The organism is Pseudonocardia sp. ICBG162, assembly GCF_020496225.1.
Taxonomy (GTDB): domain Bacteria; phylum Actinomycetota; class Actinomycetes; order Mycobacteriales; family Pseudonocardiaceae; genus Pseudonocardia; species Pseudonocardia alni.
The window spans coordinates 792,155-808,722 of record NZ_JAHLJD010000017.1 but is presented as its reverse complement, the minus strand read 5'-3'; the positions used below and the strand labels follow the sequence as shown (position 1 = coordinate 808,722).

General features: G+C 73.5%; 17 protein-coding genes. All 17 read left to right on the top strand.

Annotation, left to right across the window (positions count from 1 at the left end; genetic code table 11):
* Positions 1-153: 153 nt before the first annotated feature.
* The 17 genes from KPL60_RS17940 (at position 154) to KPL60_RS17860 (ending at position 16,436) form a co-directional block, all read left to right on the top strand.
* Complete coding sequence (locus KPL60_RS17940) at positions 154-936, top strand: ABC transporter permease (RefSeq protein WP_202968228.1); 783 nt, start codon at positions 154-156, stop codon at positions 934-936.
* Between the two features lie 10 nt (positions 937-946).
* A complete protein-coding gene (locus KPL60_RS17935; RefSeq protein WP_178373043.1) occupies positions 947-1,789 on the top strand; it encodes an ABC transporter permease in 843 nt (280 codons plus the stop codon).
* Complete coding sequence (locus KPL60_RS17930) at positions 1,786-3,033, top strand: MCE family protein (protein WP_226366545.1); 1,248 nt, start codon at positions 1,786-1,788, stop codon at positions 3,031-3,033. Before KPL60_RS17935 ends, KPL60_RS17930 begins: the two co-directional genes overlap by 4 nt.
* The gene (locus KPL60_RS17925; RefSeq protein WP_226366544.1) at positions 3,030-4,052 is read left to right on the top strand and encodes an MCE family protein; all 1,023 of its coding nucleotides are present in this window, start codon (positions 3,030-3,032) and stop codon (positions 4,050-4,052) included. Before KPL60_RS17930 ends, KPL60_RS17925 begins: the two co-directional genes overlap by 4 nt.
* On the top strand, positions 4,040-5,104 hold the full coding sequence (locus tag KPL60_RS17920; protein WP_178373040.1) for an MCE family protein: 1,065 nt from the start codon (positions 4,040-4,042) through the stop codon (positions 5,102-5,104). Before KPL60_RS17925 ends, KPL60_RS17920 begins: the two co-directional genes overlap by 13 nt.
* The gene (locus KPL60_RS17915) at positions 5,104-6,267 is read left to right on the top strand and encodes an MCE family protein (protein ID WP_226366543.1); all 1,164 of its coding nucleotides are present in this window, start codon (positions 5,104-5,106) and stop codon (positions 6,265-6,267) included. The genes KPL60_RS17920 and KPL60_RS17915 overlap by 1 nt, the downstream gene beginning before the upstream one ends.
* Positions 6,267-7,502 (top strand): MCE family protein, encoded by a 1,236-nt coding sequence (locus KPL60_RS17910; RefSeq protein WP_226366542.1) that lies wholly within the window; start codon positions 6,267-6,269, stop codon positions 7,500-7,502. Before KPL60_RS17915 ends, KPL60_RS17910 begins: the two co-directional genes overlap by 1 nt.
* Positions 7,499-9,004 carry an MCE family protein gene (locus KPL60_RS17905; RefSeq protein ID WP_226350406.1) on the top strand — a complete coding sequence of 502 codons (1,506 nt, stop codon included), beginning with the start codon at positions 7,499-7,501 and terminating at the stop codon, positions 9,002-9,004. The genes KPL60_RS17910 and KPL60_RS17905 overlap by 4 nt, the downstream gene beginning before the upstream one ends.
* Positions 9,001-9,498, top strand: a complete 498-nt coding sequence (locus KPL60_RS17900; protein WP_226350407.1) for a hypothetical protein — start codon at positions 9,001-9,003, stop codon at positions 9,496-9,498. The genes KPL60_RS17905 and KPL60_RS17900 overlap by 4 nt, the downstream gene beginning before the upstream one ends.
* The gene (locus KPL60_RS17895; protein WP_226366541.1) at positions 9,495-10,055 is read left to right on the top strand and encodes a hypothetical protein; all 561 of its coding nucleotides are present in this window, start codon (positions 9,495-9,497) and stop codon (positions 10,053-10,055) included. Before KPL60_RS17900 ends, KPL60_RS17895 begins: the two co-directional genes overlap by 4 nt.
* A complete protein-coding gene (locus KPL60_RS17890; protein ID WP_226366540.1) occupies positions 10,052-10,711 on the top strand; it encodes a hypothetical protein in 660 nt (219 codons plus the stop codon). Before KPL60_RS17895 ends, KPL60_RS17890 begins: the two co-directional genes overlap by 4 nt.
* The gene (locus KPL60_RS17885) at positions 10,708-11,361 is read left to right on the top strand and encodes a hypothetical protein (protein WP_226350410.1); all 654 of its coding nucleotides are present in this window, start codon (positions 10,708-10,710) and stop codon (positions 11,359-11,361) included. The genes KPL60_RS17890 and KPL60_RS17885 overlap by 4 nt, the downstream gene beginning before the upstream one ends.
* Positions 11,362-11,382: 21 nt before the next feature.
* Positions 11,383-12,456 carry an ABC transporter ATP-binding protein gene (locus tag KPL60_RS17880; protein WP_226350411.1) on the top strand — a complete coding sequence of 358 codons (1,074 nt, stop codon included), beginning with the start codon at positions 11,383-11,385 and terminating at the stop codon, positions 12,454-12,456.
* Positions 12,457-12,572: 116 nt separating this feature from the next.
* Positions 12,573-13,601: an ABC transporter substrate-binding protein gene (locus tag KPL60_RS17875; RefSeq protein WP_226350412.1), complete on the top strand. Its 1,029-nt coding sequence runs from the start codon at positions 12,573-12,575 to the stop codon at positions 13,599-13,601.
* Positions 13,598-14,614 (top strand): iron ABC transporter permease, encoded by a 1,017-nt coding sequence (locus KPL60_RS17870; RefSeq protein WP_226366539.1) that lies wholly within the window; start codon positions 13,598-13,600, stop codon positions 14,612-14,614. The genes KPL60_RS17875 and KPL60_RS17870 overlap by 4 nt, the downstream gene beginning before the upstream one ends.
* Positions 14,611-15,648: an iron chelate uptake ABC transporter family permease subunit gene (locus KPL60_RS17865; protein WP_226350414.1), complete on the top strand. Its 1,038-nt coding sequence runs from the start codon at positions 14,611-14,613 to the stop codon at positions 15,646-15,648. Before KPL60_RS17870 ends, KPL60_RS17865 begins: the two co-directional genes overlap by 4 nt.
* Complete coding sequence (locus KPL60_RS17860) at positions 15,645-16,436, top strand: ABC transporter ATP-binding protein (RefSeq protein ID WP_226366538.1); 792 nt, start codon at positions 15,645-15,647, stop codon at positions 16,434-16,436. The genes KPL60_RS17865 and KPL60_RS17860 overlap by 4 nt, the downstream gene beginning before the upstream one ends.
* Positions 16,437-16,568: the final 132 nt, after the last annotated feature.

Below are 16,568 nucleotides of genomic sequence, written 5' to 3'. Positions count from 1 at the left end.
ACGGAAAAACCTCCGCGGCCGCCGTAACCCCCGAATCTAATCCTCGTTTAAGAAGTCAGGACTAGGCCGGGCCGATGACGGAGGTCACTCGATGACGAGGACGCGTACCGCCCCCACGGGGACTCCCCGCGGGGCGACGACGGGGGGTCGCCGGTGAGCGGCACCCGGGCGCCGTCGCTGCGGGGGATCGTGCAGACGACCGGCAGCTTCACCGCGTTCGTCCTGGACACCGCCCGCACGGTGACCAAGCGGCCGTTCCCGCTGGGCGAGTTCCTGTCCCAGACGCGGTTCATCGCCTCGGTCTCCCTCGCGCCGGCGATCATGGTGACGATCCCGTTCGTCGGCGTCGTCATCCTGCTGATCAACCAGCTGCTCGCCGAGATCGGTGCGCTGGACGTGGCGGGCGCGGTGACCGGCCTCGCGGTGCTCCGCCAGATCGGACCCGTCGCCGCGGTGCTCGTCACCGCGGGCGCCGGCGCCACCGCGATCGCGGCGGACCTGGGCGCCCGCAAGATCCGCGACGAGATCGACGCCATGAACGTCATGGGCATCGACCCGCTGCACCGGCTCGTGATGCCCCGCGTGCTGGCCTCGGCGGTGGTCGCCCTCTGCCTCAACGCGGTGATCACCGTGGTCGGCGAGATCGTGGCCTACGTGGTGTCGGTCGGGCTGCAGGGCGCCTCGGCCGGGCAGTTCGTCGCGACGCTGACGCTGCTCACCGACGAGGGTGACTTCCTGGTCAGCTCGTTCAAGGCGCTGCTGTTCGGCACCCTGGCCGGTCTCGTCGCCTCCTACCGCGGGCTCAAGACCGAGGGCGGCCCGAAGGGCGTCGGCCAGGCCGTCACCGAGACCGTCGTCATCTCCTTCGTCCTGCTCTTCATCATCAACGCCCTGCTGACCGCGGTCGACATCCAGCTGAAGCTGGAAAGGATCTGAGGACCCGCTCGTGAACACATCCGAAGGCTCCGCCCTGCGGCGCGCCGTGGACCGCCCCCGGGCCGGCCTGCGCGTCGTCGGCGAGCAGGTCGAGTTCTACCTGAAGGCCTACGCCGGCATCCCGGTCGTGGTCCGCCGCTACCTCGGCGAGGTGCTGCGCCAGCTCACCGCCATCAGCTTCGGCACCGGCGCGCTGGTCCTGATCGGCGGCAGCGTCGTCGTCGTGTCGATCCTGACCGCGAGCGCCGGCGCGATCGTCGGCCTCCAGGGCTACGAGGCCCTGAACGCCGTCGGCACCGACGCCCTGACCGGCTTCCTCGCCAGCTACATCAACATCCGGCTGGCCGCCCCGCTGATCGGCGGGGTCGCGCTGGTCTCCACCATCGGTGCCGCGTTCACCGCCGAGATCGGCGCCCAGCGGATCAGCGAGGAGATCGACGCGATCGAGGTCATGGCGGTCCCCGCCGTGCCCTACCTGGTCACGACCCGGATCCTGGCCGGCACGATCGCGATCGTCCCGCTCTACGCACTGGCGCTGATCGCCTGCTTCGCCACCACTCAGCTGATCGTGGTGCTCGGCTACGGCCAGTCGGTCGGCACCTACAACCACTACTTCTCCACCTTCCTGGTCCCGACCGACGTGCTCACCTCGGTCCTGCAGGTCACCCTGATCGCCTTCGTGGTGATGTCGATCCACGCCTTCTACGGCTTCACCGCCTCCGGCGGTCCCGCCGGGGTGGGCGCCGCGGTCGGGCGCGCGGTCCGGCTGTCGCTGATCGCGGTCATGGTGACGGCGCTGGTGACCGCGGTCCTGCTCTACGCGGACCCCGAGACCCTCCACCTGTCCCGATGAGCGGGGCGGAGACACGGCACGAGGTCCGCGGCCTCGCCGCGATCGGGGTGCTGCTGCTGTGCGCCGCGCTCGTGGTGGCGTCCTACCTGGACGTCTTCACCCCGGGTGTGCCCGCCACCGTCCGCACCGACCGGGCCGGTCTGCTGATGCAGCCCGACGCCGACGTCGCCCTGCGCGACGTGCGGGTCGGGCGCGTCTCGGCCGTCGAGCCGGACGGGAACGGCGGCGCGGTGGTCAGCCTCGCGATCGACTCGTCCAAGCTGGACCTCATCCCGGGCGACGTGACCGCGCAGATCATCTCGCCGACGGTGTTCGGCCCCAAGTACGTCGACCTCGTCCCGCCGGCCTCGCCGTCGACGACGACCCTGGCCGCCGGCGCCGTCGTCCCGGCCGCCGCGGTGCAGACCGAGGCCAACCTGGTCTTCGACAACCTGAACCGGTTGCTCACCACGATCGACCCGGCGAAGGTCAACACGGCGCTGGGCGCCCTGTCGACCTCGCTCAACGGCCGCGGCGACAAGCTCGGCGCCACGCTGGTGTCGTTCAACCGGTACCTGGAGCGGATCAACCCGTCGCTGCCCGCGCTGCAGCGCGACCTGCAGGCCGCGGCCCCGGTGTTCGACACCTACGCCGACGTCAGCCCGCAGCTGCTCGACGTGGTCCGCAACGTCACGACCACCGGCGGCACCATCGTCGAGAAGCAGGCGGGGATCGACGCCACGCTCGCGTCGCTGTCGATGTTCGCGACCGACGTCTCCGGGGTGCTGGAGGCCAACACCGACGGCCTCGACCGGACCCTGAAGACGCTCCGCCCGACCACCGAGGTGCTCGGCCGCTACGCGCCGACCTTCCCCTGCACCTTCGACAGCCTCAACTACCTGCAGAAGCTGCTGCTGCCGACCTTCGGCGGCGCCCAGCCGGGCCTGCGCTCGCTCACCACGTTCCAGCCGGGCGAGCAGGGCTACACCCCCGAGAACGCGCCGTCCCTCGGCATCGACCAGCCCAACTGCGGCACCGGGATCCCCGCACCGGGCACGTTCCCGCGGCACGCCTTCTACCCCGACGGCTCCCCGCGTCTGGACACCCGCGACGCACCGGTGCAGGTCCGGGACACCCCGATCGCGGTCCTGATCGGCGGCGACGAGCTCGGCCCGACCATCCAGGAACGCCTCGGCGGGGCCCCGGCCGCACTCGGTGCGCTCACCGCCCCCGCCGGCCCGACCGCGGAAGGAGGAGGCCGATGAGCGGCATCCGGGGCAACCTCGTCCGGGTCGTGGTCTTCGCCGTGGTCGCGGCCCTGTGCGCGGCCTTCGTCGTCGTCGCCTACGGCTCGGTCCGGTTCGGCGAGACGGCCCGCTACACCGCCGAGTTCGTCGACGCCTCCGGCCTGAAGGCCAAGGACGACGTCCGGGTGGCCGGCGTGACCGTCGGTCGTGTCGAGTCCGTCGACGTCGGCGCCGACAACCTCGCTCGGGTCGAGTTCTCGCTGCGCTCCGACGTCCCCGTCGAGCAGGCGTCGGAGGGCGCGGTCCGCTACAAGAACCTGCTCGGGCAGCGCTACCTGGAGCTGCTGCGGGGCGCACAGCCGACCCCGCAGCTGGCCGACGGCGGCGTGATCCCGGCGTCCCGGACCCGGCCCGCGATCGACCTCGACGAGCTCTACAACGGCTTCACCCCGCTGTTCGAGGGCCTCCAGCCGGCGCAGGTCAACCAGCTCGCCGAGTCGCTGATCTCGGTGCTGCAGGGGCAGGGCGGCTCCGTCCGCACGCTGCTCGGCCAGATCGGCACGCTGACCGGCACCCTGGCCGACCGCGACCGCGTCATCGGCGAGGTCGTCACCAACCTCAACGGTGTGCTCGGCACGCTCGACGCGCGCAAGGACAACGTGCACGAGCTGGTCACCCAGCTGCAGACGCTGGTCAGCGGGCTCGCCGCCGACCGCGGCTCGATCGGGCGGTCGCTGGAGCGCGCCGACCACCTGGCCGGCACCGTCGAGAGCCTGGTCCGCGAGGCCCGGCCCGCCGTCGCCGGCACCGTGCACGAGCTCGACCGCCTGACCCGGCTGGTCAACGACGACTCCGACCGGCTCAACGTCTACTTCCAGCAGCTGCCCGGCTACTACCAGCTGCTCGGCCGCGCCGGGATCTACCAGCAGGGCTTCCAGTTCTACCTCTGCGGCGTGCAGGTCCGCCTCGACCCCGGGGTCGGCCCGCCGATCATGACCGACACCATCGCGAGCCAGGAGGCGAGATGCCAGTTCTGACCCGCCGCCGCTTCGAGGAGATGAACCTCCTCAGGATCGGGGCCGTCGCGCTGGTGATCGCGGTGGTCGCGACCGTCACCGCGCTGAACTCCGGCTACCTCTACCGCCAGCTCACCTCCGGCACCTACTCCGCGCTGTTCTCCGAGGCCGCGGGCCTCAAGACCGGCGACGAGGTCCGGCTGGCCGGCGTCGTCGTCGGCAAGGTCGACTCCGTCGAGCTCGCCGGCAAGGCCGTCGACGTGGGGTTCACCGTCTTCGACGGCAGCACCCTCGGCGAGTCCACCGGCGCGTCGATCAAGACGGCGACGGTGCTCGGCGCGAAGTTCCTCGAGGTCCGCCCGTCCGGGCCGGGACGGCTGGACGACGGGGCGCAGATCCCGCTCGACCGGACGTCCGCGCCCTACGACGTCCAGGAGCTGCTGGACACCCTCACCCGCAAGACCGAGGACCTCGACGTCCCCCGCGTCGCGGAGTCCCTGAACACCGTCGCCGACACCTTCGCCGACACCCCGCCGGAGCTGCGCTCGGCGCTGGAGGGGCTGGGCAGGCTGTCCCAGACGATCTCCTCGCGGGACGCGGAGCTGCAGGAGCTGCTCTCGCACACCGCGAGCGTCTCCGGCGTCCTCGCCGAGCGGAGCAGCTCCATCACCACGCTCGTCTCGGACGGGAACCTGCTGCTCGAGGAGCTGCGGGCCCGTCGCGAGGTGATCCGGTCGCTGCTGCTGAACGTCACCGGCGCCGTCCAGGAGGTCGAGGGGCTCGCCCGCGACAACCAGCAGCAGTTGCGCCCGATGCTCGACGAGCTGGAGAAGACCCTCGACCTGCTGCGGGCCAACGACCGCAACCTCGCCGCCGCGATCACCGGCCTGGACACCTACGCCGGCAGCCTCGGCGAGGCGATCTCCAGCGGACCGTGGTTCTTCGCCCTCGTGCCGAACCTGGTGCCCACGAACCTGGCCCAGCAGAACCTGCCCTCGGTGCTCGACCAGCTGACCCCGGTCTCCCCGGCCGTCGGCCCGGCGCCGGGTACCCCGCAGGGAGGCGGGAACTGATGGCCCTCGTGACCCGCAACCGCGTGCTGCTGCTCGTGGTGGTCCTCGTCGTCGCGGCCGGTGCGGCCGTCTGGGCCCTGGTGAGCCCCGGTACCCGCACCGTCACCGCGTACTTCGACCAGACCGTGAACCTCTACCCGCACGACGAGGTCCGCGTCCTCGGCGTGCAGGTCGGCACCATCGAGTCGGTGGAGCCGCGGCCGGACGCGGTGAAGGTCGTCATGAGCTACGACGCCGACGTCCCGCTCCCGGCCGACGCGACCGCGGCGATCATCTCCCCGACCCTGGTGGGCGTCCGGTACGTGCAGCTCGGACCGCCCTACGACGGCGGCCCGCAGCTCGCCGACGACGCCGAGATCCCCCGCGAGCGCACGGTCGCCCCGGTCGAGTTCGACCGGATCAAGACCGAGGTCGCCGGGCTGGCGAAGGCGCTCGCGCCGCAGTCCGCCGAGACCGAGGGTGCGCTGAACCGGCTCCTCGACACGACCTCGGCGAACCTGCAGGGCCAGGGCCCGCTGATCCGCGACACCATCCGGAAGCTCTCCGACGCGGCGTCGACGCTGGCGAACGGACGCGAGGACATCTTCGCCACCGTCCGGAACCTGCAGACCTTCGTCACCGCGCTCAAGGACGCCGACGCCCAGGTCCAGCGCTTCCAGGGCCAGCTCGCGGACGTGTCGGGGATCCTCGCCGACAACCGCGACGCCCTGGCCAGGGTGCTGGAGAGCCTCGACCGGGCCGCGCCCGTCGTGCAGCGCTTCGTCGCCGACAACCGCGACCAGCTCACCGAGGACCTGCGCAAGGCCGACGACGTCGTCCGCACCGTGTCGCAGAACCGGCAGGCGCTGGGCGACCTCCTGCAGAAGGCGCCGTTCCTGGTGTCGAACTTCGCCAACTTCATCGACGAGAAGACCGGCGCGGTCACCGCGAACGTCGCCGTGACCAACCTGCGCAGCCCGGCCGCGTTCGTCTGCGACGCGGCGGCCGCCGTCGCGCCGTCCCGCGAGGCCGACCCGGCCGCGGCCTACGCCTGCCGGGCGGGCCTGGGCCCGCTGCTCGACCTCGCCCGGGTCGACTCGCCGCCGGTGGCGGTCAACCCGCTGCAGTACGGCGACCCGTCGGCCCCGGCGCTCCCGTCCATCCCGTCGCTGGGAGGCAACTGATGACGCGCCGAGCCGCGCGCACCGCCCGGGTGGTGGCGGCCCTGGCCACCGTCGCCGTCGCGACGAGTGCCTGCGGGTTCTCCAGCCTGGGCGAGCTGCCCCTCCCGCTGCGTGCCGGGACGGGCCCGGACGCCTACCAGGTCACCGTGGAGATGGAGCAGGTCGCGAACCTCGTCCCGAACGCGGAGGTCATGGTCGCCGACGTGCCCGTCGGGTCGGTCGTGCGCACCGAGGTGAAGGACTGGAAGGCGGTCCTCACCGTCAGCCTGGACAAGGCCGCCGTGCTGCCGGCCAACGCCGTCGCCCGGGTCGCGCAGAAGAGCCTGCTCGGCGCCGAGTACCTCGAGCTGGCCCCGCCGGACGGGGCCGCCCCCGAGGGCCGCCTCACCGACGGCGCCGTGATCGGGCTCGACCGGTCGGGGCGCTACCCCGAGACCGAGGAGCTCCTCGGCGCGCTGTCGGTCGTGCTCAACGGCAGCGGGCTGCAGCAGGTCCGCACGATCACCACCGAGCTCAACCGGGTGTTCGACGGTCGCCAGGACGACCTGCGCTCCCTCGTGGGGAACCTGGAGCAGTTCGTCGGCGGGCTCGACGCCCAGCGCGACGACATCGTCCGCGCCCTCGACGCGGTGAACCGGCTCGGCGGCACGCTGAACGCCGACAACGCCACCCTCGCCCGCGGCATCGACACGATCCCCGGGGCGCTGAAGGTGCTCAACGAGGACCGGGAGAACCTGGTCCGCACCCTGGAGCAGGTGCAGCGGCTCGACTCCGCGGTCGGGACGCTGTCCGACCGGTCCAAGGAGGACCTGCTGGCGAACCTGCGGCAGATCCGGCCCGCCGTCGCCCGGCTGGCCGACGCGGGCACCGACCTCACCCAGGGCATCGAGCTGCTGCTCACCTTCCCGTTCCCGGCGTCGACCGCGTTCCCGGGAATGTTCAAGGGCGACTACGGCAACCTGTTCCTGACCCTGGACCTCACCCCGGAGGTCCTGCGGCGCAACCTGCTCGACGGCTTCCAGCTGCCCGGCCCGGACGGGCCCGGCGTGCTGGCCGTCCCGCCGCTGGGCGCGCCGCCGGCCCTGACGGCGCCACTGGCCCCGTTCCAGGACCTGACGAAGCCGCTCGACGGCGTGCTGCCGCTGCCGGGCGCCGACCGGCCCGCGGACCCGCCGGACGGGTCCGGGTCCGGGTCCGACGGCATCCTCGGCGGACTCCTGGGAGGTGGCCGATGAGGGCCTCGTCGGTGCGGATCTCCCGCACGACCGCACGCAAGCTGGTCGCCTTCCTGGTGATCGCCGCGATCGCCGTCGGCTGGGGCGCGGTCACCTACCTCAACGTCCCGCGGATGCTGGGCATCGGGCGGAACGCGGTCACCGTCCAGCTCCCCGCCGGCGCGGGCCTCTACGTCAACGGCGTGGTGAGCCTGCGCGGGGTGACCGTCGGCCAGGTCGACGCGGTGCGGCTGACCCGCGACGGTGTCGAGGCCGACATCCAGGTGCTCGACGACCACCCGATCCCGGTGGACTCCGCGGTCGAGGTCCGCAGCATCTCCGCGGTCGGCGAGCAGTACATCAACTTCGAGCCGCGCACGACGGGCGGCCCGTTCCTGACCGACGGCGCGGTCGTCCCGGTGCAGCAGGTCTCCCTCCCGACGACGACGGGGGAGCTGCTCTCGCAGGCCAACGCGCTCGCCGCGTCGGTGCCGGGGCAGAAGCTGAACACCACGGTCGGTGAGCTCGGCGAGGCGTTCGCCGGTGGCGGCGAGGACCTCGGCCGCCTGATCGACTCCTTCGACCTGCTGACCCGGGAGGCGACCGCCAACCTCGACCCGACGGTGCGGCTGATCGACGACCTCGACCCGGTCCTCGCCACCCAGAACGCGACCTCCGGCGACATCCGCACCTACGTCGCGAACCTGGCGTCGTTCACCGGGCGGCTGACCGAGGCCGACCCCGCGCTGCGCGGCACCCTCGACCGCTTCCCGCCGGCGCTCGACGAGGTGGCCGGGTTCGTGAAGCAGATCGGGGACCCGCTCCCGGACCTGCTGAACAACCTGACCTCGGTCGGCGAGGTCGCCCGCGTCTACGTCCCGCACCTGGAGCAGACGCTGACCCTGCTGCCGTCGACCTTCGACGCCTCGATCGGCGCGGTCAGCGGCTCGCCCGTCCCGGGCACGATCATGATCAACCTGCAGACGCAGGTGAACGACCCGGCGCCCTGCCTGGACGGGTTCATCGTCGACCGGCGGCCGCCGACCGACGTCTCCCCGGCCCGCCCGGGCGTGGGCGTGCGCTGCACCGACCCGGACCCGCTCAAGGCGGCCCGTGGCGGGAAGGCCTACCTCTGCCCGCCGGGCTCCCCGATCCCCGACGGCCGCGGCCCCGACGCCGCGTCCTGCGGCTTCCGCTTCCAGAGCCCGGAGGAGGCGGCCGCGGCGCGCGAGGCGGCGGTCGCGACCCAGCTCGAGGTGGCGGGCCGCCAGAGTGACCGGGTCGAGGACAACCCGTTGCGACCCGGGAACCTGCCGACCACCGGTGACGGGAACACGAACCCGGAGGAGAACCAGCCGTTCTCGCCGGGGGAGGAGGGCTACACCCCCTCCGACGCCGCGTCGCTGGACGGCGTCTTCCTCGCCCCCGGCAGCAACACCCCGATCGTCGACGGGAACAGGGTCCGGTCGTCGAACCGCGGGTGGCAGGCCATCGTGCTCGACCCGCTGGGGGTGGAGGGATGAGCCGCCCCCGGTTCCGGCTGCCGCCGCGGTCGCTCGCCCTGCCGATCGGGCTGGGCGTGGTCGCGCTCCTGCTCGCCGCGCTGGTCACGGTGCTGGCCGTCCGTCTCGTCGGCGGGACCGGCGACGACGAGCCGGCACTGGTCGCGGCCCGGCAGACCGCGACCGACCTGCTCACCATCGCCCCGGACACCGCGGACGCGACGCTGCGCCGGCTGGAGGACGCGACGACGGGGGAGTTCCACGAGCAGCTGGGCAGCCGGTCCGGGACCTTCGCCGGGACCATCCGCGACGCGAAGGTGAGCTCGACCGGTGAGGTGTCCGCGGCCGGCGTCGCCGAACGCGGACCCGGCCGCGCGGTCGTGCTGGTGTCCGCCGACTCCACGGTGCACAACGCGCAGGTCCCCGACGGCGAACCCCGCCAGTACCGGATGCGGATGACGGTCGAGCAGGAGGACGGACGATGGCTGGTGTCGAGGCTGGAGTTCGTGCCGTGACCGGCGCGGACACGACGGGCACGGACACCGCGGGCGCGCCGGACACCGACGCCGCGGACACCCCGGGCCCGGGGGCGCGGCCGCGCTCGCGACGGGGCCTCGTGGTGGCACTGCTCGTGGTGATCGCGCTGCTCGCCGTCGCCGCCGGGGTGTGCGCGTGGCTGCTCGTCGCGCGGTCGGACGACCAGCGCACCCGCGACGACGTCCTGGCCGCGGCCACGGCCGGCGCCCAGACCCTGCTGTCCTACGACGGACGCAAGCTCGACGCGGCGTCCACCGTCGTCGACGACACCACGACCGGGAACTTCCACGACGACTACCGGCGTCTGTTCGACGAGAAGGTCCGGCCCAACGCGGAACGGCTCGGCGCGCGGACGATCGCCCGGGTCGTCGGGGCCGGCTGGGTCGGCTGGTCCGGCTCGGACGCCCAGGTGCTGGTGTTCCTGAACCAGAGCACGACGACGAACGCCGGCGAGCGCGTGGACACCGTCCAGGCGACGCTCACGATGCGGGAGGTGGACGGCCGATGGCTGATCGCCGGACTGGACCAGGTGTGACCGACACGGCGACCGACCCCGACACGGCGGACGCCGCCCCGACGGACGCCGACACGGCGGACGCCGCCCCGACGGACGCCGACCCGACGGACACCGACCCGACGGACACCGCGCCCGCCGGCGCCGGCCCGGTCGGTGCGGAGCCGGACGGGGCCGCTCCCGCGGACGCCCCGCGACGGCGCGGGCGGCTCGCCGTGGCGGCCGTCGCGCTGCTGCTGGTCGTCGCCCTCGCCGCGGCGGTCCTGTCGGTGTTGGCGTGGCGGGGCACCGCCGGCACCGTCGCCGACCGGGACGAGGCGACCGCCGTCGCGTCGCAGGTCGTGCGGGACTTCATCGGCATCGACGCCGACAACGCGAAGGGCAACGTCGACAACATGCTCGCCGTCGCGACCGACCCGTTCCGGACCGAGCTGGGTCGCTTCTCGGAGGTGTTCGGGGCCATCCTGGCGCAGGGGAAGGTCAAGGCCGAGGGAGGGATCGACGCGGTGGGCATCGAGCACATCGACGCCGACACGGCGACCGTGCTGGTCAGCGCCAGCACCACGGTCCGCAACACCGAGGTCCCCAACGGCGCCCCGCGCGACTTCCGGCTGCTGCTCGGGCTGCGGCACGAGGACGGGGCGTGGAAGGTGTCGACCGTGGAGGTGGCCCCGTGACGCACGACGACGAGACCGGCACGGACCGCGCCGGTGCGGTCGCGGTGACCGACCCCGGGCCCGCCACGACCCCCGCCGCGGACGCCGGCGGGGGCGGGGACACCACCGGGACCCGTCCCGGCCGCGGTGCCCGCCTGCGCGCCGCGCTCGGCGCCGCCCGGCGCGGCCTGTCCCGGCGTCGCCGGACGCTGCTGTGGACGACGACGGTGGTCTCCGTGCTGCTGCTCGTGGCCGCGGCGGTGCTGTACGCCGCCGTCGTCCGGCCTGCGCAGCAGACCGAACAGGCCCGGGTGGACGGACTGGCGGCGGCCCGCACCGGTGTCGAGCAGGTCCTCAGCTACCAGCCGGCGTCGAAGGACGCCGACGTCGCACGCGCCCGCGGCCTGGTCACCGGCGACTTCGGACGCCAGTTCGACTCGGTGCTCGACTCCGTCGTCCGACCGGCCCTGGACCGCGGGGTGGGGACACGGACCGTCGTCACCCGGGCCGGCGTGGTGTCCGCCGACGCCGACCGGGTCACCGCCCTGCTCTACTTCACGCAGGAGGCCGCCCGCACCGGCGAGCCGCCGCGCACCACCGCGGGCCGCGCCGAGGTCACGGTCCAGCGGGTCGACGGCCGGTGGCTCGTGTCCGACCTGCGCAACTTCTAGGCGAGAAGGAGACGTGACCCCATGACGGGTGTCGAGGTGAAGGTCGAGGGACTGACGAAGTCCTTCGGTCGGGCCAACATCTGGTCGGACGTGACCCTGACGCTGCCCGCGGGCGAGGTGTCGGTGCTGCTCGGACCGTCGGGTACCGGTAAGTCGGTGTTCCTGAAGTCCCTGATCGGGCTGCTCAAGCCGGAGCGGGGGTCGATCGTGATCGAGGGCGTCGACCTGTGCAAGTGCTCGGAGTCCGAGCTGTACGAGATCCGGAAGCTGTTCGGGGTGCTGTTCCAGGACGGTGCGTTGTTCGGGTCGATGAACCTGTTCGACAACATCGCGTTCCCGTTGCGGGAGCACACGCGCAAGTCGGAGTCGGCGATCCGCGACATCGTCATGGAGAAGATCGACATGGTCGGTCTGGTCGGTGCCGAGGGCAAGCTGCCGGGTGAGATCTCGGGCGGTATGCGTAAGCGGGCGGGGCTGGCGCGGGCGTTGGTGCTGGATCCGAAGATCATTCTGTTCGACGAGCCGGACTCGGGTCTGGACCCGGTGCGGACGGCGTACCTGAACCAGCTGATCATCGATCTGAACGCGATGACGGACTCGACGTTCCTGATCGTCACCCACGACATCAACTCGGCGCAGACGGTCCCGGACAACATCGGGCTGCTCTACCGCAAGCACCTGTCGATGTTCGGTCCGCGGGAGGTGCTGCTGACCTCCGACGAGCCGGTCGTGGCGCAGTTCCTCAACGGGCGTCGCGAGGGGCCGATCGGGATGTCGGAGGAGAAGGACGCCGCCCAGGCCGCCCGGGAGATGGAGGAGGCCGGCGGTGAGCTGGAGGGGCGTCCCGAGATGAAGCCGCAGCTCGTGGCCTCGACCGGGATGCCGGACCGGCAGGCGGTGCACCGCCGCCGTGAGCGGGTCCAGGCGATGCTGCACGAGCTGCCGGAGTCGGCGCAGGAGGCGATCCGGGAGCAGTACGCCGACGCCGACGCCGCGTCCACCGACCCGTCGCGGGACGGGACGACCCGGCAGGAGGCGCGCGGGGCGGCGGACGACAACTGGCCCACCGACGTCCACCCGCGGGTCAGCGGCTGACCGCAGCCGGACAGGAGTGATGTTCCGGACATCCGGGAACGGTGGCGCCCGCACCACACCGTGACATATGAACAGTTCGTCAACCTTCGGCTGTCGCCGATCGACGAGGAGCTGCGATGTCCGTCCCCCGCCGGGTCCTGCCGGTCGCCGTCCTGTCCGCCGCGGTGCTCGCCCTGTCCGCCTGCGGCGGGCCGCCTGCCCCGGCGGCCGCGCCGGACGCGGCCGGTGCCGTCACCGAGGTCAACTGCGGGATCGAGGTGACGGTCCCGGCGCCGCCCGAGCGCATCTACGCGCTCTACCAGCCCGCGATCGAGACCGTCCACGCCCTGGGACTGTCCGACCGGCTGGTGGGCACCGCGTTCCTCGACGCGCAGGTCGTCGAGCCGTACGCCGCGGCACAGCAGGGAAAGCCCTACACCCAGGACCTGCCCCAGCGCGAGGCACTGCTCGCGGCGGAGCCGGACTTCGTGCTCGCCGGCTACAACAACGTGTTCGCCACCACCGGGGACGAGTCGATCAGCACCCGGGCCGACCTGGCGGCGCTGGGCGTCCGGACCTGGGTCAACGCACCGCTGTGCCCGTCGGCCGACGGGCTGTCCGACGAGGCCATCGACCCGGGACAGGTGTCGATGGAGACGGTCTACGCCGACCTGCGCTCGCTCGGCCGGGTCCTCGGCGCCGCGGAACGGTCCGAGGAGTTGGTCGGTGAGCTGCAGGCCAAGGTCACCGCGGTGCAGGAGCGGGTGGCGGGGGCGCCGCGGCCCCGCGTCGCGATCCTGCTCAACGACGACGACGGCAGCTACCGGGTCGCCTCGGGCATCGACTTCGGCACCCGGGTCCTCGAGATGGCCGGTGCCGAGAACGCCTTCGGCGACCTCACCGAGCGCCGGCACGTCGCGGTGTCCAAGGAGGAGCTGATCGCCCGGGACCCGGACGTCATCCTGACCTCGACCTGCTGCGACGCCGCCACCACCGTCGCCGACGGCGAGGCCGACGTGGCGCAGATCCGGGCCGACCCGGCGCTCGCCGGGAGCACGGCGGTCCGCGAGGGACGCGTGTACCCGTTCCTGTTCGCCGACCGTGCCGCCGGCATCCGGGGGCCCTACGCGGCGGAGCGGGTCGCCGACCTCGTCCATCCGGAGTGAGCCCGGCGTCCGCGGTCCGGGTCCGGTCCGCCGCGCCCTGGGCCCTGCCCGGCGCGGTGGCCGTCGTCCTCGTGGCCACGGTGCTGTCGATGAAGGTCGGGGCCCGGCCACTGACCTGGTCCGAGCTGTCGACCGGCCTGCTGCACTTCACCGGGAGCCGGACCGACTTCGTCGTCCGGCACGTCCGGCTGCCCCGCACCCTGTGCGGTCTGCTCGCGGGAGCCTGCCTCGGGCTCGCCGGCGCGGTGGCCCAGGGCATCACACGCAACCCGCTCGCCGGCCCGGACACGCTCGGGATCAACGCCGGCGCGGCGGCGGCGATGATCGCGACGATGACCGCCGGGGTCGGGTCGCTCACCGGGTACGTGTGGTTCGGCTTCCTCGGCGGGGCGTGCGCGGCGGTGGCCGTGTACGCGATCGGCGGGTCGGGCCGCGACGGCGTGACACCGGTCAAGCTCGCGCTGGCCGGTGCCGCGGTCTCCGCGCTGCTCACGGCCGTCACCTCGGCGTTCGTGCTGCTGGACCGGGACCTGTTCGCCCGCTACCGGTACTGGGTGATCGGGTCGCTGGCCCGGGCGGACCTCGCCACCGTCGGCCAGGCGCTGCCGTTCGCCCTGGTGGGGGTCGTGCTGGCGGTCGCACTGGTCCGGCGCCTCGACGCCGTCGCGCTGGGGGAGGACGCCGCGCGCGGCCTCGGCGCCCGTCCCGGCCCGACGCGGATGGCCGGTCTCGTCGCCGTCGTCGTCCTGGCGGGGACGGCGACCGCGCTGGCCGGGCCGGTCGTGTTCCTCGGGCTCGTCGCCCCGCACGCGGCGCGGGCGCTGGTCGGTGCCGCCCACCGGTGGGTGCTGCCGCTCTCGGCGCTGCTCGCGGCCGGCGTCGCGCTGCTCGCCGACGTCGTCGGCCGGGTCGTCATCGCCCCCGAGGAGGTCCATCTCGGGGTGACCGCGGCCCTGCTCGGCGGGCCCGCGTTCCTGTACCTGGTCCGGACCCGGAGGGTGGCGGCCCTGTGAGCGCGACCCTGGTCCTGCGCCGCGGGCCGGTGTCGGCCCGGATCGGCGTCCGTGGCCTGGTCCTGGGCCTCGCGACGTGGACGGCGGCGGTGGCCGTCGGGCTGGTCGCGGTCACGGTCGGGGAGTACCCGCTCCCGCTCGGGACCGTGCTCGACACCCTCGCCGGGAACGGCACCCTGATCTCCTACGACCTCGTCGTCACCCACCGGCTCCCGCGGGCGCTGACCGGGGTCCTGGTCGGCGCGGCCTTCGGCGTCGCCGGGGCCGTGCTGCAGCGGCTCGCCCACAACCCGCTGGTCAGCCCGGACGTCATCGGGATCAACGCGGGGGCGTCCGCGGGCGCCGTCGTGATGATCGTCGTGTGGGGGGCCTCGGCGGCGTGGGTGACCGGCGGTGCGCTCACCGGTGCGCTGCTCGCCGCGCTCACCGTGTACGCGGTCGCCTGGCGGGGCGGGTTCTCCGGCTACCGGCTCGTGCTGGTCGGGATCGGCGTCGCGGCGATGCTGGGCTCGGCCGCGACGTTCCTGCTGAGCCGCGCCGACGTCAACGTGGCCTACTCGGCGGCGGTCTGGCTGGTCGGCAGCCTGTCCGGCCGCTCGTGGCCGGACGTGGCGCCGGTCGCCGCGGGGCTGTGCCTGCTGCTGCCCGTCGTGCTCGCCGCGGCCCGCCGGCTCCAGGTCCTGGAGCTGGGGGACGACCTGGCGAGGTCGCTGTCCCCCCGCGCGGGGCGGGCCCGCACCGTGATGCTGGCCGCGGCGGTGGGGCTGTCCGCGCTGGCGACGGCGTCGGCCGGGCCGGTCGGGTTCGTCGCGCTGGTCGCGCCGCAGATCGTGCGCAGGGTGCTCCGGGAACGCAGCCCCGGCCTGCTCGCCTCGGCCGGGACGGGCGCGCTCGTGGTCGTCGTCGCCGATCTCGCGGCCCGGACCGTGTTCGCGCCGCGGGAGCTGCCGGTCGGGGTCGTCACCGCCGTCGTCGGGGCGCCCGTACTCATCGCGCTGCTGGTGCGCGCCAACCGGATCGGAGCGAGCGGATGACCCTGTCCGGTGAACGGCTGACCCTCGGCCACCACCCGGGGCAGGTCGTGATCGACGACCAGTCCGTGACCGTCCCGGCGTCGCGGATCACCGTGATCGTCGGGCCCAACGCCTCGGGCAAGTCCACCCTGCTGCGGGGGCTCGCCGGTCTGCTGCGGCCCGCCGCGGGACGTGTCCTGCTCGACGGCGCCGAGATCGCGCGGCTCCCGGCGACCGACCTGGCCCGCCGGCTCGGGGTGCTCCCGCAGCAGCCGACGACCCCGGACGGCATCACCGTCGCCGACCTCGTCGGACGCGGGCGCCATCCCCACCAGCGCTGGTTCCGGCAGTGGTCGGCCGAGGACGAGGCCGCCGTCTCCGGCGCGCTCGCGGCGACCGGCCTGACCGGGCTGGCCGACCGGCCGGTCGCCGAGCTCTCCGGCGGGCAGCGGCAGCGGGCCTGGATCGCGCTGGTCCTGGCCCAGGGGCCCGGGACGATGCTGCTCGACGAGCCGACCACCTTCCTCGACCTCGCCCACCAGCTCGACGTGCTCGACCTGCTGCGCGTGGTCAACGCCGAGCAGGGCCGCACCGTCGTGATGGTGCTGCACGACCTGGAGCTCGCCGCCCGCTACGCCGACCACCTGATCGCCGTGCGCGACGGGCGGATCGTCGCGGAGGGGGTGCCGTCCGCCGTCGTGACCGAGGAGCTCGTCTCCTCGGTGTTCGGGGTGGACGCGCTGGTGATGCCGGACCCGCTCACCGGGACCCCGCTGGTCCTTCCCCGCCCGGGAGGCCGCCGCTCCTGAGCCGGGTCTTCGCACCCTTCGCAGATCGGCCCGGCTACCCGGTTCGGATTCACCACGTACACGTCCTGGCCCCCCACCTCCCCGCTGCGCGAGTGTCGGTCCCACGGCCGACCGGCCGTTCACGAGGAGGAG